Raw genomic sequence first — 21,840 nt, 5'->3', positions numbered from 1 at the left:
AAGACTAAAGCAGAGGGGAGTCCCCTCTGCTTTAGAGCATTATCTAAAAGTACACACTGTAATATAAATTGAAACGCCGTATACGCGAACCGTACGTACGGTGTTGTGAGAGGGGCGAAAATAATACATTTATTTTCCCTCTACTCGATATGGAATTAACGGAGCAGGATAGTAGAAGTTGGAAGAGGACATTCCAATAAAAAAATAGAATAAATTTGATATATATAACTCTAATGACGGTGGTGGTCTTATTGAAAAAAACTCCAAATAAAATACATATTATAGGTTCAGTTGGTAGTGGAAAAACAACCTTAGCAAGAGAGTTATCCTCTAAGTTAAATATCCCACTTTATGAATTAGATAATGTTATTTGGAAAAGGTATGAATCAGGAGATATTAAAAGAACTGAAGAAGAACGAGAAGAACATTTTAATATTATTATTCATTCTGAAACATGGATTGTAGAGGGGGTTCATAATGAAGAATGGGTGTCTAATAGTTTTCGGAATGCGGAATTAATTATTTTCTTAGATACAAATTATTCAGTGAGAATCTATCGAATAATAAAAAGATTTATCTTACAAAAGATTGGATTAGAAAGGTCAAACTATAAACCCACATTAAATATATTTTTTAAAATGTTTAAGTGGAATAGATACTTTGAAGAAGTAGGGAAACCAAATTTCTATAATAAATTTGGGATATACAAAAATAAGATATTAGTTGTGGCAAATACGAAAGAAATTAAAAATTACTTCAACTAACATGAGCATTAGCTAAAGATCTGAGCTGACTTAAGGCAGCCTTTTTTTCTTATGGCACTAAAGGGGCAGGATAATTCCATAAGGAATACTGTTAAGTGACATTAAAGTTGTTTAATGTACAATAAAGTCATTTAAAAACGTATAAATATTTTTAAAGTGTTACATCCAAGGTGGATGAACAGAGAGATTTAAAATATGCCAAAATAGTGATCAAATATTTTAATCACTATTTTGGTTCCAAATTTCCTATGTCTTCTATTCAATTTAAAATTAAATACCAGAGCAATGATCAATATGGGATTCCTAAATTATGAATTATATATTTCTCTGTTCATATTCACGATATCTTTATTTGCGAGGGAGGTGAAGTTAGAAGCTGATAACTTCTCTATAACCTTATCCCGTAGGAATGGGGCTTTTTCTTTATTGGCTTTTTCCAATGCTTTTGTTAGTTCTTCTTTTGTTAGTTCTGTGCAGTATGCAGGAGTTCCCGGCTGTTGTCTCCACGAATCACTTAAAGAACCACTATCCACTGTGTCGAAGCCTAGCTGGTTTACTACATCCATGATTATTTGTTTTTGTGATACGTCATTACCAGCAATCGCCATGGCAATGCGTCCACTAGTACCTTCGGGGGTTCCCTCATTTTCTAAAGTATGGGCTAACAAGTTGTTGAAAGCTTTGATGATAGGTTTACCTAATTGATTGGAAACCCAAACACTTTCAATCATCCCGTTTTCAATTTCTGCAATTTTTTGGTCTCTGCTAGGGTAATAATTTGAAGTATCTACGATGATTACTTCCTCCCCAACTTGCTCGATAATATTCCGAATGCTTGGCAGTGCTGTTAAAGGGAGAGATATTATAAGAACTTCAATATTGGTCATTACATCTTCTATAAGGACAGGTGTTCCAGCAAGCTCTTTTCCTTCTAAATGTTCAATTCCTCGTGCATCTGCAATTTTGACTTCATGTCCAGTCTTAACTAATTTTTTAGAAATAATCGACCCGATTGTTCCAGCACCTATAATTCCAAATTTCATCATTGCTCCTCCTAAAGAATTTGTATATCAAAGATTCTGCTTGCTTAAAGTTAACAATGATATTTTTATCTGAATCAATATCACCACTTTATCAATCCGTAAACATATCTCATTAGATATAAAAAATATTGAGTGTTTTTATTACATATACTAGAATATAACCAATTCTCATTTTTTTGAAGAAGGCAATAAAAATTGCCATAGTACATTTTTTTGTACCTAATAGTAGAAAGCAGGTGAATGGGTGTCTAGAATATGTAAGGATGGATTTGACAAAAAGTGTATAAAGGAACAGAGAGAAGTATATGGCATTGCCTATACCCAAAACATACTATCTGGACGTTGGAAATATCTCATTCTTTGGTTTATAAAGTCCAAAGAGCGCCGTTATAGTGAAATCAAAGCTTTTTTAGGGGATATTTCACAAGGTTCTCTTACAAAGCAACTTCGAGAACTAGAAACAGCTGGTTTAATTAATCGCAAAATTTATCCAGAGGTTCCTCCTCGTGTTGAGTATTCATTATCCTCAAAAGGGGAAGAACTCATTCCTATTATTGATTTAATGGAAGAATTCGGGAAGAAGTTTGGGGAGCAGGTAGACTAACCAAAGCTAACACATCGTTAACCCCAGATTTCAAAAACTAAATTTGTAGATAAAGTAAAAGTTGCGGGAGAAATCGTTCTAACGCAGCTTTTTCTTTTACGATAAAAATTTTGGGGAAATGTACTTAAAGTAACGGGTGCTTTACTCATTATCAAGAGCTGATCAAAAGCTCTTTTTCTTATGGAACTAAAGGGGCAGGATAGTTGAAGAGTGCTCTTTGCCTTTCTTCAACAAGAAGGATATTTTCTGTTTTTCGAGAATTAGAATGTAAGAATACGGATATTGCAAAATAACAAGAACAAAGGAGGTATGAAATATGAAGATCCACAGAATAGATCATGTAGGTGTAATCGTAAATGACCTCTCTGCTGCTAAAGAGTTTTTTCTCGATTTTGGACTAGAAGTGCAAGGGGAATGGGAGATGGAAGGAGAATTGATGGATAAGATGAGTGGGCTTAATGACGTTAAAGTAGCATGTGTAGGATTGGGGAAGCCAGACGGTCAGGCATGGATAGAGCTAATTAAATTTTATACGCCGTCAGATGAAAAAGATAGTCAGCAACCTTTTGCAAATACCCTGGGTATCCGGCATATTGCATTTGCTGTTGAAGATATTGAAGCCCTTGTTGCCAAATTGAAAAAGAAAGGTACGGAAATCTTTAGTGAGATACAACAATATGAAGATAGTTATAAGTTATGCTACTGTCGTGGACCAGAGGGAATTATTTTAGAGTTGGCGGAGCAAATCAAATAAATTAATGGTAATTAATGTTGCTGGTGGTACCCTTAAAGAATTAACAGGTGCATTAGCTCCATAAGAGGGCCAATAATGGATAATTAAACATATCCTAAGGAGGTAGATTAAATTTAAGAAAATCCTTATGTTATTTGGATTCACTTTTATTGGTCTTTTTTCTTTCCAATCTGATTTAGCAAATGCGCCAGTACCAGTAGATGAAGAAGTTATTCTGTTACCTGGAAGTGACACATTAGATGAAGATGACATTGAAACAGCCAAAAAACAAAGAGAAAAAGCGATGCAAGACTTGGCAGATCACCCGGAATTGTTTCAATTTGCAACTGAAATTGAATGAATAAATAAGGACTTCTTTATTGCAAAGGGGTTCTTTTTCTTGTTCATTTCTCTTGTTGAACTATGGGGGCAGGTCAGTTTAGTTTCAGTAAGGGTTATGAAATGGTTATGCCAGAATTGTTTAAAAAAATAACAAATAACGAATTTGACCCAAGAGATATTATCACACACAAAATGTCCCTTGAAGAAGCAAGTCATGGTTATCGAATTTTTAATAATCGTGAGGATGAATGTATAAAAGTCGTTTTAAAACCGTAATACTCTTCTCTTTCCAAAAGGCTGTTTTCACATACTTTGTTGCTATTTACCAGGTAGTGAGTTGTGGTTGATTTCCCCTCCAGATGCTCGCTTTCCGCGGGGCGGGCGGTGAGCCTCCTCGACGTAAACGCCTGTGGGGTCTCACCTGTCCCGCTGCTCCCGCAGGAGTCTCGCACTTCCGCTCCAATCAACCTTAAATAGTTTCGTTTTAAAAACATCAATCTTTACGAAAAGAGCCTTCCAAAAAGACTTCATACTGTGTATGGAAGTCTTTTTTTTTTGTAAAATTTTTTTATGGATAGGCGAAAAGTGGAAGTCTGAGTCCTATCTTGACATTGGCAGGAATCATTCATCATTAAGTATATCAATCTTTAACTAGGTGCAAATAAGGTAGGTTGCTGCTGCAACTCTTTTTCTTAAGGCACTAACGGGGCAGGTTGATTCAAGAGTAGTGTTTGGTCTTTGTTCAACAATTGGACCATTATGTGGAAAATCAGCAGAAACTTTTGAGGTCTTAATCAAAATAGTAATTAATCTACGGAAGTTGTAAAATAAAGGTAAGAATAGTTCTGGGGGGATTTATATCAATTATAATGCTATTAATCTTAGCGAGAAACTGTCCAAATTCAGTGAACACTGGTCGCCCAAAGTCATTGGTGAAATGAATGACTATCAGTTTAAGTTAGTTAAGATTCAGGGGGATTTTGTATGGCACGATCATAAAGACACCGATGAGGCATTCATCGTGATAGACGGCGAGATGTCCATCGCATTCCGCGATGGAGAGGTTAAACTTTCCAAAGGAGAAATGTATGTGATACCAAAAGGTGTGGAGCATAAGCCTTATGCTGAAAAGGAATGCCATATAATGCTGGTAGAGCCTAAAGGTGTAATTAACACTGGTGAAACTAATTTTAAACTAACTGCTGAAAATAATATATGGATTTAAACCGATAATTTTCCAGTTACTATCTTTGGATCAACATATAAAAGGAAGTTACATATTTTCCGCAACGGGAGCGATTCTTTAATAAGAATCGCTTTTCTTAATGAACTAACGGGTGTGTTAGCAGAAGATCGGAGCTGTCTTTAAGTCAGCTTTTTCTTCTTGATCTATCGAGGCAGGATAGTTCAAGAAGAATTAACACAAGAAGGTCGTCAATAAAGACAATCTTCTTGTGTCAATTTTTTTTTAGAATAAGGGATTTATAATTGGAATACTATGTAAAAATTAAAGCGAACAGAGCAGTTTTTAGGGTATTGATGGTGAGCGAAATGGGGGAAATGATTATCTTCGAGAAAAGTCCTATGATTCACTGATAAGACCGCAATCTAGGTGAGCGAGCCAAAAAATGAAGGCATCCTTAAAAGAGATGAAGAAGTCGTGTCAGAAAATAAATAATTCCCAATCAAAAAACCACACATCATGGTGTGGTTTTCATTTTTCTTCCTTTTATGCTTCTTTTACATCCATTCCCTTCATCATCGAACGGTCTTGGAGGCTTTCGGAACGCATGCTATATGCCACGAGCTTCTTCTTGTCCTGTTTTACGACATCCACATGGTCACCGTACACGAACACCAATAACCGAATATCCTTTTTGCCTTTTTTCGTATCGATGACCAATGGCTTAACACCGCTCTCTGGATGTAAAAACAAGGAATCGTTTCCAGGAAATATATGATTTTTCTTCAAAACCATCGCGTGGTTAACATCCTGAATCACTTGGTTCTTCTCTTCCCCTTCCAATCGTTTTCCGTCCATCGTGATTACGGTATTCCCGACACTAAGTGTTGGATGCATCTTAAATTTATTCAAAAGCCAATTGACGACATCGGTCGGAAGGCAGGTAACAACTAGTTTAAATATCGTTAAAATAATGGTCAAAATCAAAACGGGTCCTGTCATTTTTTCATCATCTCCGTATGTTATAAATGCCTCTATAAACAGCTGCCTCTATATTACCAAAAGAATGGACATTTTTTCTTTCGAAAATATGTCCATTCTCGTAACGTTTTCCTTTTGGGGCGTGCGGTATAAAATAACGGTCAGGGGGTTGCTTCCGCAGCTCCTTTCATATTGAAAAGGGAAGATTAGTGTATTCATAACGGGTGCTTTATTTCAATTACAAGGGTTGCTGCGGCAGCCTTTTTTCTTATGGCACTAACGGGGCACGATAGTTTAAGAACGAATGGGTTTTTAATGGTAAAATTAACCTGATTATAGTGATTAAGTGGTTTACCTGCAGTATAGAAAATAAAATAGGAGTTGTTTTATGTTTGACATTGCCTTGATTTTGATTATAGCTTCAGCTGGGGGAGTTATTGCTATTACCGGATTCCTCGTTATATTAGGTCGAAGAATTTTAGAACCTAAGAAAGAACTTCAACAAAAGGTAGATAAACTAGAAGAAGAGGTTCAAAAATTAAAAAATCACAAATAAAAACTAGCTTTAATGAATTAACAGGTGACATTAGCTGAAGATCAGAACTCTTTAAGGCAGCATTTTTAAAAATGTTTTAATGAGAGATAATTTGAGGGGGAATTTCAATGAGTAAAGCAATCATTTTTGATATGGATGGAACCTTATTTCAAACAAATTTAATTTTAGAACCTGCCCTAGAAGCAACATTTGAAGTACTACGAAAAGAAAATTTATGGGATAAAAAAACACCGATTGAACAATATAGGGGAATTATGGGTGTGCCACTACCGGTTGTATGGGAAACACTTTGCCCAAACCACTCACTAGAAATACGAGTAAAGAGCAATGAGATTTTTCATAAAAAGCTTATAGAATTAATCCAAGCACAAAAAGGTGCATTATATGCTGGTGTGGAGAGCACATTAAATGAGTTAAGTAAAAAGTATCCCTTATTTATTGCCAGCAATGGTCAGATAGAATATTTACAAGCAATTGTAGAAACTTATAATTTGGATAGGTTTATTCAAGATACATATAGTATCCAACTAATTAAATCTGGGAATAAATCAGATTTAGTGCAAATGGTGAAAAATAAAAATCAAATTGGAAAAGGTTACGTTGTCGGAGACCGGTCTTCAGATATATCTGCTGCTAAGGATAATGAACTTATCGCAGTTGGTGTGAACTTTGACTTTGCCCAAGAAGATGAATTAAAACAAGCAGATTTTGTAGTGAATAACTTCAAAGAAATCTTAGAGTTAGTTTAAATTCTAAAAGGCCGCCAATTGGTGGCCTTTTGAAAAACGTTTCAGGCTGATTAAGCAGCTGCTTCCTCAACAGTGTCGATTAAAAATAGAAGTGTAAAATTAAGGCTGACAGTTTTAAAAAATCACGGCTTGAACAGGTACGGTGAACCGTATCATAATTAAAAGGCCATGTGGTGGAAAAAGGTAAAACCTTGTTGATCGAATAAGTGCGCTAGCTGAAGATCGGAGCTGTCTTTAAGGCAGCTTTTTCAATGGAACTATCGGGGCAGGTTAGTACAACAAGCGCAGTGTATTCGTACTGCGTAGTTCGATATTTACACAAACACACTTATTTTTGTTAAAATTAGGTAGTATTAAATTATCATTAAGGGGCAATTGTTGTGCAAGAAATACCAGGACTTATATCCATTCTAATCCCGTCTGTTTTAACATTATTGATCATTAACTTTTTACTTGATATTGTATCCTTAAAAATTCAAGGAATGCCGCTCGTATTTCCGTTTATACTGTGTCCAATAGGAGCTATATTGGGATTCGTAGGCTATAAAATAAATCGCGATAAACTTTCGTTAGTTGGAATAATTTTCAACATCATTTTATTTATGTTCCCAATCTTATATAACATCATCGCTATACTTACACAAGGTCCATAAACTTTAGTGCAAAAGGGTTGGATTTTCCAATCCTCCGTTTTAAGAGATATATCGCACAGTTTGTTTAACTCTACAATAAGTCTTAAGAAACTAACGTGTGGTGCTTTGGCTGAAGATCGGAGCTGTCTTTAAGGCAGCTTTTTCTTATGCAACTAACGGGGAAAATTAGTTGTATAAGAAAATGTTAAATCAGAGAGTAGAATAATAGGGGGATGTTTATATGAATTGGAACTGGAATGAAACCACTATAGATTTTCCATTCTCTTCTGAAAACTTAAAGAACTTGTTAAAAACCATATGTAGAAAAGAAAACAGATTTTCACAATTTGAGTTTATTAAGTGGTGTGATAACTTTACAATGGCTTTTGAGGAAGATAAAGCATCCAATGAACTTGATGAAATGGCTTTTGGGATAGCACGAGATATTGAATGTCAATGGGATTTATTTTTGGTAAATACATACTCATTAAAAGAATTGCAGAATTTAGACCTTTCAAAAGTAGAGTTACCTCAAGATTGGTTTATAGAGTGGTTAAAGCAATTAAACGAGAATAAAAGGTAACTCCTTATTCCCCTAACGTGTCAGGTTAAATTATCAAACTCAGTATTGTTTTTTTTGGTTAATATTGAGATAAGGTAAGGCTACTATATGGGGGATGTAAAATGAGTAATTATAAAGTTGGTTATCACTGTAAATGTTGTGGAAATTATCACGATGAACTTCCCTTGAGTTATGGAAGTCCTATGAAGAAGTACCATTTGAAGAACAAGAAAAACGAATAGAGATGATTGAAGATATGTGTATAATTGATGATGAATATTTCTTTATTCGTGGATCCTTATGCAACTTTCGGGGCAGATAGTTGAACAACTTCATAGGTAATAATGTATTTTATATAATGGAATCACAAAAGAAGGACTATTTTTCTTTAACATGAGGTGAGAAGTAAGTGCGATTAACTACTGCATTAGATAATGAGGAATCTAAAGAAATAAGAAAATGGTTAGAACAATACATATTTCCAAACGATTTCCTTGAAGATGATTTTTTTAATACAAGTACAGTTTTATATTCGGTTGAGTTGAATAATCACCTTACTCTTTTCCATTCAGTTGTTCATAATCTAAAACCTGCAAAATTTTCTCCAGAAGATTTAAATGAATCTTTATTAGAAGGATGTAGAATATTTGGGGTAAATGAAGGGTGTAATTATTTTAATGTTCACGATAATATTTCAAGGGTAATAGAAAGCATTGGAACTTATAGTTTAAAAAGACAGGATAAAACATCTGTACTATTTCCATTGTATTACCTATTGACTGAAAATACCGCAGGTGAAGGTGGTACTTCTTATACTGGACTTATAGGTAAGGATAAAGAATGGATGTTATCAATTGAGTTCGAGAATGAGATAATTTTTAAAGTTCATGGTAATGAAGACTTTTGTAATTTTGTTAAAAAAATATTATTACAGAATAAAGAAACATGAATGTAACCATTATTATTCAACTTTCAGGTGCTTTACTCAATAAGGGAGTTGCTTTGGCAGCTCTTTTTCTTATGGCACTAACGAGGCAGGATTGAATAACGTTCAATTTATCAAAAGAAGGTTGTTATCTGATATTCAACACATTTTTTAGAAATAGGTACTGTGGTTATATCGTTTATTACTTTAATTTAAGCATTTTTTATAACGTTACGTCATAGTCTTAAGTAAGAATAGAAGGAGGTTTGTATGTTTACGAAAAAAAAGATGGATCATTTTAGTTATTGTTTCTTTGGCTATATTCATACTATTGTACATAATCAGGTCTTTTCAAAGATGATGGTTCAATGAGTGGTTTCGTTACAAATGAAGGTAAGCAAGAATACATAAATTCTTATCATGAGGCAATGAGCTATTTACCACAACCTGTTGAGTCAAAAATGCTCAATACCGATTTTGGTAAAGTGAAGCTATACAAATTTCAAGAAGAGGAAACACCAGACAAAACACCGTTATTGTTACTTCCTGGAAAGGGGTCTGCTACACCAATGTGGGAAGCAAATCTCAATGACTTCTTAAAACACCGTCCGGTTTACACAATTGATTTGATAGGTGAGCCAGGGTTAAGTATAGAAACAAAACGTATCAAAACTAATATGGATCAAGCTATTTGGTTAAAACAAGTGCTAGAACAATTGCCAGAAGAGGAAATCAACTTATTAGGATTGTCATTTGGTGGATGGAGTGCGGCAAATTTAGCAATTAAGCACCCAGAAAAAATTCAAACACTCATATTAGTAGAACCAGTTTATGTTTTTGGTCCTATTCCACTAAAAATGATTCTAGTTTCGATTCCAGCTTCCGTACCAGCAGTGCCAAAATCAATAAGGGAAAGAATGCTTAGATATATCTCTGGTGGTGCTAAAATTGATGAAAGTGAGCCGGCTGCCAAATTGATTGAAACAGGAATGCGAACATTCAAAAGTAAATTGCCAATGCCAGAAAAGGTTAAAACTGAACATTTGAAGAAACTTAAGATGCCAGTGCTCGGAATTTTGGCTGGTCAATCGACTATGCATCATTCCGAAAAGTCGTTTCAAATCGGTTTAGAAAATTTAAGAAATCCATACAGTAATATGGTGTTATTTGAAGACGCCTCTCATGCTATCAATGGGGAGTACCCTGAAAAGTTGTTACAAACGATTGAAGACTTTCTAAAACATATTGAATAAGGGGTATGACCACGGCTATTTAGGTTCCAGGCATCTCATCATAATATAGTCATCGACACAAATGTGAATTGGTGATTATCGTGAGAACTTTGGTAGTTCATTAAGGATTACTAAAAATAATCAAACTATTTTATAAAAATTGTATCTGAAACAAAATGGATTCCTGTTTTTACACTAATATGTGGTTTCAAGAGGGAATTGTGGTCAATCTTGGTTTAAAAACTACACATAGACATTAATATTTTTATAAATGGACTTACTTGGAGAATTATAAATAGGGATAGTCCAATCACTATCCCTAACAATACATATGATTTCGATTAACGAGTTCTTCCGCCTAATTGTTGTTCAGCCATTTGCACTAAACGTTTTGTAATTTCTCCACCAACAGATCCGTTTGCACGAGATGTTGTATCAGCGCCAAGTGTAACACCGAATTCACTAGCGATTTCGTATTTCATTTGTTCTAGAGCTTGCTCTGCACCATTAACTACTAATTGATTATTGTTGTTATTTCTAGCCATGTTGTCAGCTCCTATGAATATAATGTGTTGCTGGTCATAGGTTTTGATATTGTTAAGAGTTATATACATAGATTTCAAAATAAATTAAGGCAATGATTAATTTAAATTAATACCATCTGTGGATTTAGAAGAGAGAGCAGAGGAAAACATTGAAGTCACCGGGTCGCAAGGAAGGGTTTCAGAAGCTCCGAAAGGCAAATAATCTGAGGGAGAGACTTTCTAAGGCAGGTTGCTTAGGCTGCCTTTTTCTTATGCAGCTATCGGGGCAGGTTAGTGGAAGAAGGAATTTTCGGGAAGATAACGAATAATGCATTAAAATGAAACGATAGGTGAATTATTATGAAAACAAATGATTTGCAATATCTTCGCTCAGGGTTAAGAGTCAAATGTGAAAAGGATGTAAATCCATCAGTAAGACGGACGTGCTTAAGCTTTGCGGTTTGGTTACGTACATATATGGAATTTCCTATAAGGGTTGTTGTATATCTAAAAACGGATTATCAACTTAAAACGAGAGATACAAGAGAACTGGCAAGTGCTACTTTTTTTGCACCTTATGATAAAACTGTTGAACCATACATAAGAATTGCAACAGGTGATTATGAAGAATTATTAGATAGTTACTATCGATTTTTGTGATTTGATTTTCTTGTTGAACAAACAGATGCGTTAGCTGGAGATCGGAGCTGTCTATAAGGCAGCTTTTTCTTATGCAACTAACGGGGGAGGTTAGTTCATTAAGAATTCACAATTATTTTGGAAATTTTTGTTATAATGAAGTGGATATTTAATACAGTTGTATTAAATAAAGGGGTGTTGACTTGATTGGTTGGTTAATTATTTTCTGTGAGATTGGATTTTGGGTGTTTGTTTTAGCAGGATTATTTGTTAGATATATTTTTAAGAAAAAGAAGCTTGGTACATTGTTGCTTATTTGTACACCAATCGTCGATATCATTTTACTCATTGCTACTGTTTTAGATTTAAAAAATGGAGCTATTGCCACCACCGTACATGGACTTTCTGCCATTTATATAGGGGTAAGTGTAGCGTTTGGGCATCAGATGATTAAATGGGCGGATGCGCATTTCGCTTATAAATATGGAAATGGTGAAAAACCTATAAAAAAGAAAAAATTCGGAAGGGAACATGCTAGACAGGAGCGCTTAGGATGGTTCCGGCATTTTGTTTCTTGGTTAATAGGAGGAGCTCTTTTAGCAGTGATGATCTTTTCGATTAATAATCCTTCTCAGACTCAAGCACTGATTAATACTTTAAGATTATGGACATTGATCTTGGTTATTGATTTTATCATCAGTTTTAGTTATACCTTGTTTCCCAAAAAAGAAAGGTAAAATTTTCTCTGAATCTTGAAAAATGTGAAACGAATATTGTAAGGAGACTTTATGATAAAAGAGTAAAGTCTCTTTTTAAATTGAATTAATGGAGGAGGTGCCAAAAAAGTCACTCCAAAAACGGATGCTCCTTTTCAATTAAAGGGTGCGTTAGCTGAATATTGAGCTGTCTTTAAGGTAGCTCTTTCTTTATGCAACTATCGGGGCAGGATAGTTCACTAAATATGGATAATTTTTCAATTTATATATTGTAGAAGGAAGAAGTGAGGGATGAAATTTGAGGATTTTCAAGATGTTTTCTTTGTGCATTTTAATGATAATATTCTTAAATGCTTGTAGTTTAGAAACTACAAAAACGAAAAGTGAAATTTTGGAAATACCTAATGAAGATGAATATACAACTTTATTAGTGCAAGGTGTTGATGAGGACGGGGTAACTTCCCAGTCAACTTCAAAGGTCATTACAGATATTAATGAAATACAGGCTTTTATAGAAAAAGTGAACAAAATGGAAGTTGTGCAACCTCCTAATAAGGAGTTATTGGAGAAGAGTAAAGAATTAAATAAAAAAGGGAATTACTTTTTTGTTTTATCCGATAAGGAAACCATGGATAACAAAGTATACACTATAAATTTTTTTAGTGATGGAAGGATTATGTTTCAAGAACCGAACGGAAAGAAGCGGGAAACAAATGGAGCAGAACAGAAAATGATGTATTTATCAAAAGAAAAACATACTGATGTTCTTCTTGAAATGAAAGAATTATTAAACATTAAGTTTTAATTAATCCTTAATCAACTAACAGGTGCGTTAGCGCCATAAGAGTGCCGCCAATTGACGGCCTTTTGAATACATTCAGATTCAAAAAAAATATAAACAAAATAAAAAAAGTAAAGCCAAATACTCTAGATTTTCGTCTAATATTTGTAATAAGAGAAAAAGCATATCCAATGTGATTGCGATTTCATTTAAAGTGTAATCATGAAAATATTTTAAAAGAATACCTTTACTGTTTTCTTCAACACTTACTAGTACTTCTTGGGGGGGGATCTGGCTACCCTTTTCCATTTTTTCGAATTTATCAGCCAGTATTACGTTAAGAGCGTTTTGAATGGATGCCTTTACAACGGGTGTTGACAATAATCCAATACTAAGCAATAGAATTGCAGCACTTGCAATAAACCCAATTAACCATTTTGACTTTTTTCTATTGTTATTCATTTCACTATAGGCTTTGTTAATTCCTTTTTGACTCATCAGTTCGAACTCTTTGGGTATTTCAATATTTTCGAGTTCTTGTTTAACTTAACCACACCCACAACGCCACTAAATCTTTGGCTTGATACTTACTCGTTCTTTGAACAAAACCGACCTTTTTGGCCAACTGTTTGAGAACATGAGGAGACAAAGATTGTTGCAATTCTAGTGAAAAGAGGTCCAGTTCATCTGAAACATCTCGGCACATAAAAAACCATCCTTTCTATCATATTACAGAAAGGATAGTGTTTTTTTCGTTTAGGGGCTAATGATTTGCCTTAGCTTGATGGGCATGTGGTAGGGACCCCTAGTTTGGATAGCGTCATGGAGGTACCCAATTAGAAAAAAGTTATAAGAAAGAAGTATTTTTACCATTAATTTAAGAAAACTGAATTCACAACATTCAGTTGTCTTTTATTTTAGTTACTTAGGTCGAAAAGGTTTGTTGACAAGTGTAATTACATATTATTATAATCAATTATATATGATATTGATAATCATTATCAATAATGGATAGGTGGAGATAGTATTGCTCAAAATGTATGAAACGGAATTTTTTGTTAGAGATGGGGAGACAGTGGAATGTTTTACATTCCGCCCAGTTGACTTTGATAAAGACTTGGATATGCTTTATGAATGGATGCACCAAAATCACATCGCACCCTTTTGGAAGCTCAATCTTCCTATGCCTGAGTTCAAAAAATGGTTACATAATTCGATCGAAGCTGAACATAAGGATGTCTACATTGGTACATTCAATGGAACCCCTGTTTGCTATCTGATTGCATACTCGGTCAAAGACGATCCGATTCGGGAGTATTACGATTATCAGAAAGGTGATTTAGGCATGCACTTGCTGATTGGACCGCGTTCATTTTTAAATAAGGAGGATGGACTTTCCATCATCAGAGCGATGATTATTTTCTTATATAATCAGTATGGGACAAAAAGGATCATCGGGGAACCGGATATCCGCAACCGAATTGTCATACCCATTTTAAAAAAATTGGGTGGAAAAGTGGTAGACAGAATCGACTTGCAGCAAAAGAAGGCATCCTTAATCGTTGGAGAAAGACAATCCGTTGAGAAAAAACTGAAAGAAAAGAATATCCAGGTAGAAATGTTGCACACGTTTACAGAACTTAGGAATGAATTGGTCTGATGGCGGTAAAAACAGCGATCAACCCGCAAGTAACCAAATTACTTAATTCCATTAGTAAAAAAATGATCGAACTAAACCATCCACCCTTGGATGTTCTGACACCAAAGCAATCAAGGGAGTTTTATCAAATCGCAAGAAGTTATTTCACACCGATTCCTGTCAATGGTGTAACGATTGAAAATACTTCCATCACTTCTGCGATGAGGCAAGAAGTACCAGTACGAATCTACACTCCTTTTGGTGAAGGCCCTTTCCCGGTTCTCGTATACTTTCATGGAGGGGGCTGGGTATTCGGGGATTTAGATAGTTCGGATAATGTATGTCGTTACTTTTCAAGTAAGGCTGGTATCGTCGTCGTTTCGGTTGGTTATTGCTTGGCTCCTGAACATAAGTATCCAGCTGCATTTCTTGATGCAGTCGAGTCCGTGAAATGGACGTTTCAAAATGTGGAAAAATTGAATGGGGACTCGACGCGAATTGCGGTAGGTGGTGAAAGCTCTGGTGGAAACCTTGCAGCCGCAGCAGCAATTTTTTTCAAAGGTGATGAAGAATTTAAACTGTCCCATCAATTCCTGATTACCCCGGTAATGGATTACAGCTTTGACACGTTATCTTACAAAGCGAATTACAAGTTTAATCTGACGACTGAGAAGATGAAATGGTTTTGGGCTCACTATTTGAACGATTCTTCTGAAGGCTCAGAAATATTCGTTTCACCTCTTAAGGTTCCATGTGCGAAACACTTACCAAGGACTTTACTTGTTACAGCTGAATTGGATCCTCTTAGAGATGAGGGTTTAGCTTTCGGCAAGAGACTGAAAGAAGCTGGCGTGAACTTAGAACTATTGCATTATGAGGATTTGGTCCATAGTTTCATCAATATGATCGGGACTGTAGATGGAGCAAAACAAGCACTAGAAGAAATGACAATAAAACTTCGGGAATTGTTGCATAATTGATATGTACACCAACCAAAACAATTAGGTTCCTTCTTAATAATCCTACTGTTGTTATTAAAGAGATTCAATTCAGTCGATAAACGAATGATAGATAAAGAAGGACCAAATAGAATCTAAAAAGAAGAAAGTGCTTGTTAAATAAAAAAAAGGATAGTTTTCTTGTTGAACGAACAGGGCGTTAGTTGAATATGTAGTATAAAGGGATCTTCAATCGAAGATTCTTTTTTCCTTTAGTATTAGGTCGATTATGTTAACTAAAACGAATTATGTTTTTAATTTTTAAAAAAACTCTTTCAATGTATTTTGTATTGTCGCGCTTTCTAATGGGCTAAGGAATTTCATTCTGTTTGGTCCCTTTCCTTTTTCGAAAGGCACTTATTCCTAACAATAATAGAGGAAGAAATAGCCTATAGGTTAAAGCATGTAATTATCGGTAATGTTTGGGGGTTTAATGAACTAATGGGTGCGTTAGTTCACTAAAAGAAAAAAGGAGAGTACATATTATACATGGCTAATATGTGCTCTCCTTTATTTATTAAGGTTTTTATAATTTGGGTCTTGATAATTGAAGTTCAGTTATAAAATCTCTATCCTCGAAGGGTTGCTCTGTTTTGTGCAATAGCATTGGAGAAATAAACAAATTTACCATCACAAAAAGTTGTCACACTAAAAATCAATATTCTCTTAGGCAGATAATGTAAAATCCAAGGGGCGGTGTTATTGATTCGAAGCACAAAGGACCAGGTAACAATGGTGGTACCCCATAATAGTAATATAGCTTATTTCATTTAACTACTTACAATTGTATTCTCTTCTTTGCATGCTTTAATGACTTCTAACCAATAATCCGGTTTTTGACCTTTAAACTTCTCTTTCAAATTGAATGTAGCTAATCTTTCTAATTTGTTTTTTGCTGCCTTAGACATGACTGAATTAAGATTAGAAGCTTCTAACATTTGGATAGAACCATCTAGTTCAATTGATCTTCTTAATGCATGAATAGACGTTCCCGTTACTAATCGATTCATGGTTTCTTTAAAGCTCTTGCTATCCATAGTTTCACTTATCGAATCTAAAACCAATTCTTCTATATTAAATTCATGGGCGGCCTCTAACAACTCTAAATAAAGGGCGGCTACTCCCTTCATATAAATACTACGGACTAGTTTTATAGCAGAAGCGTCGCCAGGATTCTCACTCACCTTAGTTATATCCATGCCGTATGGAGTCATTAATGCGATAAGCCGATCCACTCCGTTGCCACTTGCTGAAATAGGAACTTTATGTTTATAAACTGGTAAGGGCCCTAACATTGCTGCGTCGACAAAAAATGCATTCTTTTCTTGAATGTTTTTGTTAATATTTTGTTTTACTACAGGAGTCGAAGCCGATACATCAACGTAAATACAATCTTTCTTCAGATGGAGTTTTAACACTTCGCTAACCTCATAAGCTTTATCTGCTGGCACTGCTACCATGACTACATCAACTTCATTTAATACGCCCTCGGGATTAGAACGAAGCTCCACTTGCGCTTGTATAGCCCGTTCTTTTATTTGTGGACCGAAAGTAGGATGGTCTAACATGACATCATGAGCCAGGATCTTTTCTAAACCTTCTTGTTTTAATCCGACGGATAATTCAAAGGCTGCTTCTCCAAATCCAATAAAACCTAATTTCATTCTAAAGTTCTCCCTTCTTTTTATAGTCCATACGCTTTTATTTGTTCTCTCAACCAAGGAGGTTCAATGCTTCCTTCTGGTTTGCCTTGCTTGCGGGTTGTTTCATAAGCTGTAATGGTTTCTATGCGCGTTTTCTCATAATCTAGTTTTTTCTCTGCCTTAGAAAGAGCCACTTCAATCTTGTCTCTTGGAACCACAATAACACCATCATCATCACCAATGATCAAATCCCCTGGAATTACGGATACCCCTCCACAAGAAATAGGTTTATGAAGCTCACCAGGACCATCTTTAAGAGGACCGTTTGGAATAAATCCTTTTGCAAAAATAGGAAATTTTAATTCGCTAAGTGTTTCTTTATCACGAACTAATCCATCAATGATGACTCCTTCAAGTCCAATGGCTTTCGCAGCTCCTGCCATCAATTCTCCAAGGTAGGCGTTTGAAGTATGTCCTTTTCCATCCGCAACTAATACATAACCTTCTTTCCCATCATAGATAGCTTGATGAAGGAACAAATTATCTCCAGGTCTTAAGCTTACAGTTAGAGCAGTACCAACTACTTTCATACCTGGTGCTACAGGCTTTATTTTATAATCCATAGAACCTGTACATCCCATCGCATCTGATATAAGTGTAGTGTTAAGACGTTTTGCTCTTTCGATAATTTCTTCCGACAATAACGGTGCTAAGTTACTCAATGACATACACTCCTTTTACTTTTTTATGTTTCCATTAACTAAACAATTAGCTACTAAATGTAACTTGTTATCTTTGATGTACAATCAACTAAGATAACGCTTTCAAAAATTACATAATTTTTAGTGTATTTCCTGTCTCTTCAACACTTTGTCACGTTATTTTTCTAAGTTTATTGACAAAAAAAGATTTGTAGGTCATTGGAAAATCCACTATTTTTCTTAACTTTAGTTTTAAAGTAATAAATATTACTAAAACTTGTTTGGGGGTAATATTTATTACCAATAACTTAAATGTATACTAACAGCGTTATTTATTAAAGTAAACCCTTTTTTTAATGACATTGAAAAGAAACTGAATTTTAAGAAGAAAAAGGGCTTAAGAACAAAGAAAGCGAATTAGATTGTTAACTTGAAAGGTTCAATCACCTTTATTAGCTCATTTATTCCGAAGTGCTAATAGAAATTAATTTTATTTACTACTTATGAAGTAATCATGCATACGTTTATGCATACGTTCTAGAAGTTTCAGGTAAGGAAATTATTAATACTCTTATTAAGGGACTCTTTTTTACATTAATAAATAAAAATGATAAAATTCAATTGAATATCGTAATAAATACTTTATTAGAATAAAAAAATATAAAATTTACACTATAATATGTTCAATTGGAGCGAATCTTATGGAAAACCCAATATTAAAACTAAAAAACAAGATATCAGAATTAACAGAAACACAACAAAGAGTTGCGGACTATATTATTAAAAATCCTGTGGATGTCGCTTTTTTAACCGTAGATCAGTTGGCTGGAATTGTAGGAACTAGTACTACCACCATTATGAGATTGACTTTTAGTCTGAATTATTCGGGATATACTGAATTTCAAAAAGGACTTCAGGAACTTTTACGTAATAGAGCAGCTCCTCAAATTAGATTAGAGGCAAATTTAAAAGATTTAAATGAAAGTGATTTGTGGATTCGCTCTGCAGAAAGTCAACTCAATAATATTCAATCTACAGTAGAGATGATTTCCACGGAGAGTTTAAATAAAACGGTGGAAATGATTGTGTCTGCAGATCGAATATTTTGTACCAGTGTGAGAAGTGGATTACCAGTGGCACAACATTTAACTTTTGGACTTAATCGTCTACTTGGAAACTGTGAATTGATTGTTGCTGATTTAAGCGATTGGGTTGATAAAGGAATTAATTTTACTTCGAAGGATTTAGTCATCGCAACCTCTTTTCCAAGATACGCTAGAAGAATTGTTGAATTCGCGATGGCAGCTAAAGACAATAAGGCACAAATTATTTCTATTACTGATAGTTATTCTTCTCCTCTAGTTAAGTATTCAGATTTAGTCTTGCCATGTAATTCTAGTAGTATCGCTTTTCATAATTCACCAATAGCATCTATGCTTGTAGCAGATTATCTTGTAAGCGCCATAGCCATCAATTATCCTGAAAAAACCAAAAATCGTCTTGATGAAATTAATTCAATTCTTACCAAAATGAATTATCACTATAGTGATTAAATTTAAAAGGTGATAGGAGCAAGGATTCAATTGAATCCTTGTTCCTATCACCTTTTTATTTCTTCTTAACCAGATATCCTACTCACCATCATCTACTCTCTGCTTGATAAAAAAAGGTTTACTTTTAATAAGCATCCATGATAGTATGCTTTTAATAGTTAAAAATATTACAACATAAACTATAAATGTAAAAAATATTACTACAAAAAGAACATTAATTCTTAGGGATATAGTTTGTTTTCTCCAATTTCTGGTTTTGTTAAAAATATTCACCAGTATATGTCTGAATATTTCAGTAAAAGTAATTATTATAATATGCTGAATGACTATTGGAATCTAAGTATCACCGAATATTGCTTTATTTTTAAAATTAAAGGTTTTTGAAAACGTTATCTTTTTGAGTTTTTTTGTTTAAAGGTAATAAATGATCTTTATGTTACTTTAACTATTAGAAAAATTTCTTACATGTAATGAGCACTCTTTAATTAAAGTGGTGATTCATAAAAAAATTTAAAATGAAAAAGAGGTGTAATTAAGTGAATAATTTAAAACTGTAAAAATCAGATGAGACTATTAAAAGAGCAAGATACCAGCGTATTGGTAATATTATCTTAACGGATCTAATGATCAATTGGATGTATAATTACTAGTACTTCAAGATATGGTTCATAGCAACAATTATAGGGGAATTCAATAATGTCAATTTTGTAAACCCTTACAATGAAATGATGTTAATAGTCCATTAAGCAGTGCTAACTTATACTATAGAAAATTTTCATATATGATTCGAAATAACGTATTCAACATGTATTCTAAAAATTCAGGGAAGATAAAGAGGGGGCATACTATGTTAACATTTCTGGGATTTGCCATGATTGTGGTATTTATGTATTTAATCATGAGTAAGCGCTTATCAGCGTTCAGTGCACTTACGGTTGTTCCAATCGTTTTTGCGCTAATTGCAGGATTTACGGATTTAGGACCGATGATGTTAAAAGGTCTCGAGACTATAGCTCCTACTGCTATTATGATTATTTTTGCCATTCTTTATTTTGGTGTATTAATTGATACAGGATTATTTGATCCACTAGTATCAAGAATTTTAAAAATGGTAGGCGGTGACCCATTAAAAATTGTACTGGGCACTGCAATTTTATCATTGGTAGTTGCTTTAGATGGTGATGGTACTATTACCTACCTTATTGTAGTAACAGCTTTTCTTCCTTTATATAATAAACTGGGTATGAATAAACTCATTTTGGCCTGCATTCCTGCATTAGCGATGGGGGTTATGAACTTGTTACCGTGGGGGGGACCAGCTGCCCAAGCTACGGCGGCGGTAAAAGTGGATATAATAGACTTGCTTTTGCCAATCATTCCTTCTATGATTGCGGGTGTGTTATGGATTTTAGGAGTGGCTTACTTCTTGGGTCGACGTGAGCGTAAGAGATTAGGAGTTATCGATATTGAAGCTTTTAACGAAGAAGAAATTGCTGCTGCAGTTGAGGTAGGAATGGACTCATCAATAAAACGACCTAAATTATTTTGGTTTAACCTAGGCCTTACGATTTTAGTATTGGCAGCTTTACTTACGGGCTTCCTACCGTTGCCTGCGTTATTCATGCTCGGCTTTGCCATCGTTATGATTGTAAATTATCCAAACTTGCAGGACCAGAAGGATCGCTTACACGCACATGCAGGTAATATATTAACTGTTGTCTCCATGATATTTGCAGCAGGTGTATTTACTGGGATTATAGATGGTACTGGCATGGTTAGCGCGATGGCAGATACCCTAATAGCAGTTATTCCAGACTCTCTCGGACCAAAATTAACAGTCATTGTTGCACTTATAAGCATGCCATTTACATTTTTCATGGCGAATGCTCCCTTTTATTTCGGGATTATTCCGATTATGGCAGAAACAGCTGCCAACTTCGGTATCCATCCGATGGAAGTTGGACAAGCTTCTTTATTAGGACAACCCTTGCACTTGTTAAGTCCACTCCAAGGTTCTATCTATATATTAATGGGGCTTCTTGGTATAGAAATAGGTGATCATATTCGCTTTACAGCCAAGTATGCGGTAGGTACAGCATTAGTTATGATAATTGTTGGTGTATTGTTCGGAGTACTATCCATTTAATTATATAAACATAATAAATTCCAGAGAGCTAGTATTTCAAAATAGTGGAGTTAGTATAGTTTCATGGACACATTTTAGTTAAGTCCTTACAATGATTTTTGAGAGGATGTGTCCGTCTTGGAACGTAAGAATACAGGTAAAAAATATAATAATGAATTCAAAAAGACTATTGTAGATCTTTATCACTCGGGTAA

General features: G+C 34.6%; 24 protein-coding genes and 2 pseudogenes. 19 read left to right on the top strand and 7 right to left on the bottom strand.

Going from position 1 to position 21,840, the window contains the following annotated elements:
• The first annotated feature begins 233 nt into the window (after positions 1-233).
• Complete coding sequence (locus AC1DIV_RS27625; protein WP_336867061.1) at positions 234-764, top strand: AAA family ATPase; 531 nt, start codon at positions 234-236, stop codon at positions 762-764.
• Positions 765-1,072: 308 nt separating this feature from the next.
• Here the strand turns inward: AC1DIV_RS27625 and AC1DIV_RS27620 are convergent, their stop codons facing one another.
• Positions 1,073-1,807 (bottom strand): NADPH-dependent F420 reductase, encoded by a 735-nt coding sequence (locus AC1DIV_RS27620; RefSeq protein ID WP_340877658.1) that lies wholly within the window; start codon positions 1,805-1,807, stop codon positions 1,073-1,075.
• 244 nt (positions 1,808-2,051) lie between these two features.
• Between AC1DIV_RS27620 and AC1DIV_RS27615 the strand changes: the two genes are divergently transcribed.
• From AC1DIV_RS27615 to AC1DIV_RS27595, 5 genes and pseudogenes are all read left to right on the top strand, one after another.
• Positions 2,052-2,411: a winged helix-turn-helix transcriptional regulator gene (locus AC1DIV_RS27615; protein WP_034304541.1), complete on the top strand. Its 360-nt coding sequence runs from the start codon at positions 2,052-2,054 to the stop codon at positions 2,409-2,411.
• A gap of 316 nt (positions 2,412-2,727) precedes the next feature.
• Positions 2,728-3,165: a VOC family protein gene (locus AC1DIV_RS27610; RefSeq protein ID WP_101224754.1), complete on the top strand. Its 438-nt coding sequence runs from the start codon at positions 2,728-2,730 to the stop codon at positions 3,163-3,165.
• A 127-nt stretch (positions 3,166-3,292) separates the two neighbouring features.
• Positions 3,293-3,505 carry a hypothetical protein gene (locus AC1DIV_RS27605; RefSeq protein ID WP_336866843.1) on the top strand — a complete coding sequence of 71 codons (213 nt, stop codon included), beginning with the start codon at positions 3,293-3,295 and terminating at the stop codon, positions 3,503-3,505.
• Positions 3,506-3,612: 107 nt separating this feature from the next.
• Positions 3,613-3,762 (top strand): annotated as a pseudogene (locus tag AC1DIV_RS27600) (glutathione-dependent formaldehyde dehydrogenase); the annotation flags it as partial.
• Positions 3,763-4,345: 583 nt separating this feature from the next.
• Entirely contained in the window at positions 4,346-4,711 is a 366-nt protein-coding gene (locus AC1DIV_RS27595; protein WP_336866861.1) for a cupin domain-containing protein, read from the top strand.
• A 504-nt stretch (positions 4,712-5,215) separates the two neighbouring features.
• Here AC1DIV_RS27595 and AC1DIV_RS27590 read toward each other — a convergent pair.
• Positions 5,216-5,671 (bottom strand): YfmQ family protein, encoded by a 456-nt coding sequence (locus AC1DIV_RS27590; RefSeq protein WP_264639525.1) that lies wholly within the window; start codon positions 5,669-5,671, stop codon positions 5,216-5,218.
• A gap of 367 nt (positions 5,672-6,038) precedes the next feature.
• Between AC1DIV_RS27590 and AC1DIV_RS27585 the strand changes: the two genes are divergently transcribed.
• From AC1DIV_RS27585 to AC1DIV_RS27560, 6 genes are all read left to right on the top strand, one after another.
• The gene (locus tag AC1DIV_RS27585; RefSeq protein ID WP_336866845.1) at positions 6,039-6,206 is read left to right on the top strand and encodes a hypothetical protein; all 168 of its coding nucleotides are present in this window, start codon (positions 6,039-6,041) and stop codon (positions 6,204-6,206) included.
• A gap of 107 nt (positions 6,207-6,313) precedes the next feature.
• Positions 6,314-6,955 (top strand): HAD hydrolase-like protein, encoded by a 642-nt coding sequence (locus AC1DIV_RS27580; RefSeq protein WP_264639524.1) that lies wholly within the window; start codon positions 6,314-6,316, stop codon positions 6,953-6,955.
• A 380-nt stretch (positions 6,956-7,335) separates the two neighbouring features.
• On the top strand, positions 7,336-7,608 hold the full coding sequence (locus tag AC1DIV_RS27575) for a hypothetical protein (RefSeq protein WP_340877657.1): 273 nt from the start codon (positions 7,336-7,338) through the stop codon (positions 7,606-7,608).
• A 220-nt stretch (positions 7,609-7,828) separates the two neighbouring features.
• Entirely contained in the window at positions 7,829-8,170 is a 342-nt protein-coding gene (locus tag AC1DIV_RS27570; RefSeq protein WP_283906170.1) for a hypothetical protein, read from the top strand.
• 388 nt (positions 8,171-8,558) lie between these two features.
• Positions 8,559-9,098 carry a hypothetical protein gene (locus AC1DIV_RS27565; protein WP_477577850.1) on the top strand — a complete coding sequence of 180 codons (540 nt, stop codon included), beginning with the start codon at positions 8,559-8,561 and terminating at the stop codon, positions 9,096-9,098.
• Between the two features lie 344 nt (positions 9,099-9,442).
• Positions 9,443-10,327, top strand: coding sequence for an alpha/beta fold hydrolase (locus AC1DIV_RS27560; RefSeq protein WP_336866846.1), 885 nt, complete (start codon positions 9,443-9,445; stop codon positions 10,325-10,327).
• Between the two features lie 320 nt (positions 10,328-10,647).
• On the opposite strand, the gene AC1DIV_RS27555 is transcribed toward AC1DIV_RS27560, so the two are convergent.
• Complete coding sequence (locus AC1DIV_RS27555; RefSeq protein WP_034315006.1) at positions 10,648-10,851, bottom strand: alpha/beta-type small acid-soluble spore protein; 204 nt, start codon at positions 10,849-10,851, stop codon at positions 10,648-10,650.
• Between the two features lie 339 nt (positions 10,852-11,190).
• Here AC1DIV_RS27555 and AC1DIV_RS27550 point away from each other — a divergent pair, with 339 nt between their 5' ends.
• The 3 genes from AC1DIV_RS27550 to AC1DIV_RS27540 all read left to right on the top strand — a co-directional run bounded on the left by AC1DIV_RS27550 (position 11,191) and on the right by AC1DIV_RS27540 (position 12,990).
• Positions 11,191-11,490 (top strand): hypothetical protein, encoded by a 300-nt coding sequence (locus AC1DIV_RS27550; RefSeq protein WP_336866847.1) that lies wholly within the window; start codon positions 11,191-11,193, stop codon positions 11,488-11,490.
• A gap of 182 nt (positions 11,491-11,672) precedes the next feature.
• Positions 11,673-12,206: a hypothetical protein gene (locus AC1DIV_RS27545; protein WP_340877654.1), complete on the top strand. Its 534-nt coding sequence runs from the start codon at positions 11,673-11,675 to the stop codon at positions 12,204-12,206.
• A 277-nt stretch (positions 12,207-12,483) separates the two neighbouring features.
• On the top strand, positions 12,484-12,990 hold the full coding sequence (locus AC1DIV_RS27540) for a hypothetical protein (protein WP_477577849.1): 507 nt from the start codon (positions 12,484-12,486) through the stop codon (positions 12,988-12,990).
• A 78-nt stretch (positions 12,991-13,068) separates the two neighbouring features.
• Here AC1DIV_RS27540 and AC1DIV_RS27535 read toward each other — a convergent pair whose 3' ends face one another.
• Complete coding sequence (locus tag AC1DIV_RS27535; RefSeq protein WP_336866849.1) at positions 13,069-13,464, bottom strand: hypothetical protein; 396 nt, start codon at positions 13,462-13,464, stop codon at positions 13,069-13,071.
• Positions 13,465-13,510: 46 nt separating this feature from the next.
• Positions 13,511-13,672: pseudogene (locus tag AC1DIV_RS27530) on the bottom strand (IS4 family transposase); the annotation flags it as partial.
• Positions 13,673-14,002: 330 nt separating this feature from the next.
• Between AC1DIV_RS27530 and AC1DIV_RS27525 the strand changes: the two are divergent.
• On the top strand, positions 14,003-14,626 hold the full coding sequence (locus tag AC1DIV_RS27525; RefSeq protein ID WP_336866862.1) for a GNAT family N-acetyltransferase: 624 nt from the start codon (positions 14,003-14,005) through the stop codon (positions 14,624-14,626).
• Positions 14,626-15,585, top strand: coding sequence for an alpha/beta hydrolase (locus AC1DIV_RS27520; RefSeq protein WP_340877652.1), 960 nt, complete (start codon positions 14,626-14,628; stop codon positions 15,583-15,585). The genes AC1DIV_RS27525 and AC1DIV_RS27520 overlap by 1 nt, the downstream gene beginning before the upstream one ends.
• Positions 15,586-16,373: 788 nt before the next feature.
• Here the strand turns inward: AC1DIV_RS27520 and AC1DIV_RS27515 are convergent.
• Positions 16,374-17,267 carry a prephenate dehydrogenase/arogenate dehydrogenase family protein gene (locus tag AC1DIV_RS27515; RefSeq protein WP_283901949.1) on the bottom strand — a complete coding sequence of 298 codons (894 nt, stop codon included), beginning with the start codon at positions 17,265-17,267 and terminating at the stop codon, positions 16,374-16,376.
• Positions 17,268-17,287: 20 nt separating this feature from the next.
• A complete protein-coding gene (locus AC1DIV_RS27510) occupies positions 17,288-17,968 on the bottom strand; it encodes an RraA family protein (RefSeq protein ID WP_081395730.1) in 681 nt (226 codons plus the stop codon).
• Between the two features lie 680 nt (positions 17,969-18,648).
• Here AC1DIV_RS27510 and AC1DIV_RS27505 point away from each other — a divergent pair.
• Complete coding sequence (locus tag AC1DIV_RS27505) at positions 18,649-19,500, top strand: MurR/RpiR family transcriptional regulator (protein ID WP_251542115.1); 852 nt, start codon at positions 18,649-18,651, stop codon at positions 19,498-19,500.
• Between the two features lie 847 nt (positions 19,501-20,347).
• Positions 20,348-21,646 carry a CitMHS family transporter gene (locus tag AC1DIV_RS27500; RefSeq protein ID WP_340877650.1) on the top strand — a complete coding sequence of 433 codons (1,299 nt, stop codon included), beginning with the start codon at positions 20,348-20,350 and terminating at the stop codon, positions 21,644-21,646.
• Positions 21,647-21,840: the final 194 nt, after the last annotated feature.

It is taken from the genome of Peribacillus sp. 05N428 (genome assembly GCF_056397085.1).
Note: the sequence above shows the minus strand (reverse complement) of the source record. Positions and strands in the feature narration are given on the sequence as shown.

Coding starts and splice junctions, on each gene's coding strand:
- AC1DIV_RS27535 (WP_336866849.1), bottom strand. CDS start 13,464: ATGAGTCAAAAAGGAATTAACAAAGCCTATAGTGAAATGAATAACAAT.
- AC1DIV_RS27525 (WP_336866862.1), top strand. CDS start 14,003: ATGTATGAAACGGAATTTTTTGTTAGAGATGGGGAGACAGTGGAATGT.
- AC1DIV_RS27605 (WP_336866843.1), top strand. CDS start 3,293: ATGTTATTTGGATTCACTTTTATTGGTCTTTTTTCTTTCCAATCTGAT.
- AC1DIV_RS27505 (WP_251542115.1), top strand. CDS start 18,649: ATGGAAAACCCAATATTAAAACTAAAAAACAAGATATCAGAATTAACA.
- AC1DIV_RS27570 (WP_283906170.1), top strand. CDS start 7,829: ATGAATTGGAACTGGAATGAAACCACTATAGATTTTCCATTCTCTTCT.
- AC1DIV_RS27580 (WP_264639524.1), top strand. CDS start 6,314: ATGAGTAAAGCAATCATTTTTGATATGGATGGAACCTTATTTCAAACA.
- AC1DIV_RS27550 (WP_336866847.1), top strand. CDS start 11,191: ATGAAAACAAATGATTTGCAATATCTTCGCTCAGGGTTAAGAGTCAAA.
- AC1DIV_RS27625 (WP_336867061.1), top strand. CDS start 234: ATGACGGTGGTGGTCTTATTGAAAAAAACTCCAAATAAAATACATATT.
- AC1DIV_RS27610 (WP_101224754.1), top strand. CDS start 2,728: ATGAAGATCCACAGAATAGATCATGTAGGTGTAATCGTAAATGACCTC.
- AC1DIV_RS27590 (WP_264639525.1), bottom strand. CDS start 5,671: ATGACAGGACCCGTTTTGATTTTGACCATTATTTTAACGATATTTAAA.
- AC1DIV_RS27620 (WP_340877658.1), bottom strand. CDS start 1,807: ATGAAATTTGGAATTATAGGTGCTGGAACAATCGGGTCGATTATTTCT.
- AC1DIV_RS27520 (WP_340877652.1), top strand. CDS start 14,626: ATGGCGGTAAAAACAGCGATCAACCCGCAAGTAACCAAATTACTTAAT.
- AC1DIV_RS27515 (WP_283901949.1), bottom strand. CDS start 17,267: ATGAAATTAGGTTTTATTGGATTTGGAGAAGCAGCCTTTGAATTATCC.
- AC1DIV_RS27500 (WP_340877650.1), top strand. CDS start 20,348: ATGTTAACATTTCTGGGATTTGCCATGATTGTGGTATTTATGTATTTA.
- AC1DIV_RS27555 (WP_034315006.1), bottom strand. CDS start 10,851: ATGGCTAGAAATAACAACAATAATCAATTAGTAGTTAATGGTGCAGAG.
- AC1DIV_RS27560 (WP_336866846.1), top strand. CDS start 9,443: ATGAGTGGTTTCGTTACAAATGAAGGTAAGCAAGAATACATAAATTCT.
- AC1DIV_RS27585 (WP_336866845.1), top strand. CDS start 6,039: ATGTTTGACATTGCCTTGATTTTGATTATAGCTTCAGCTGGGGGAGTT.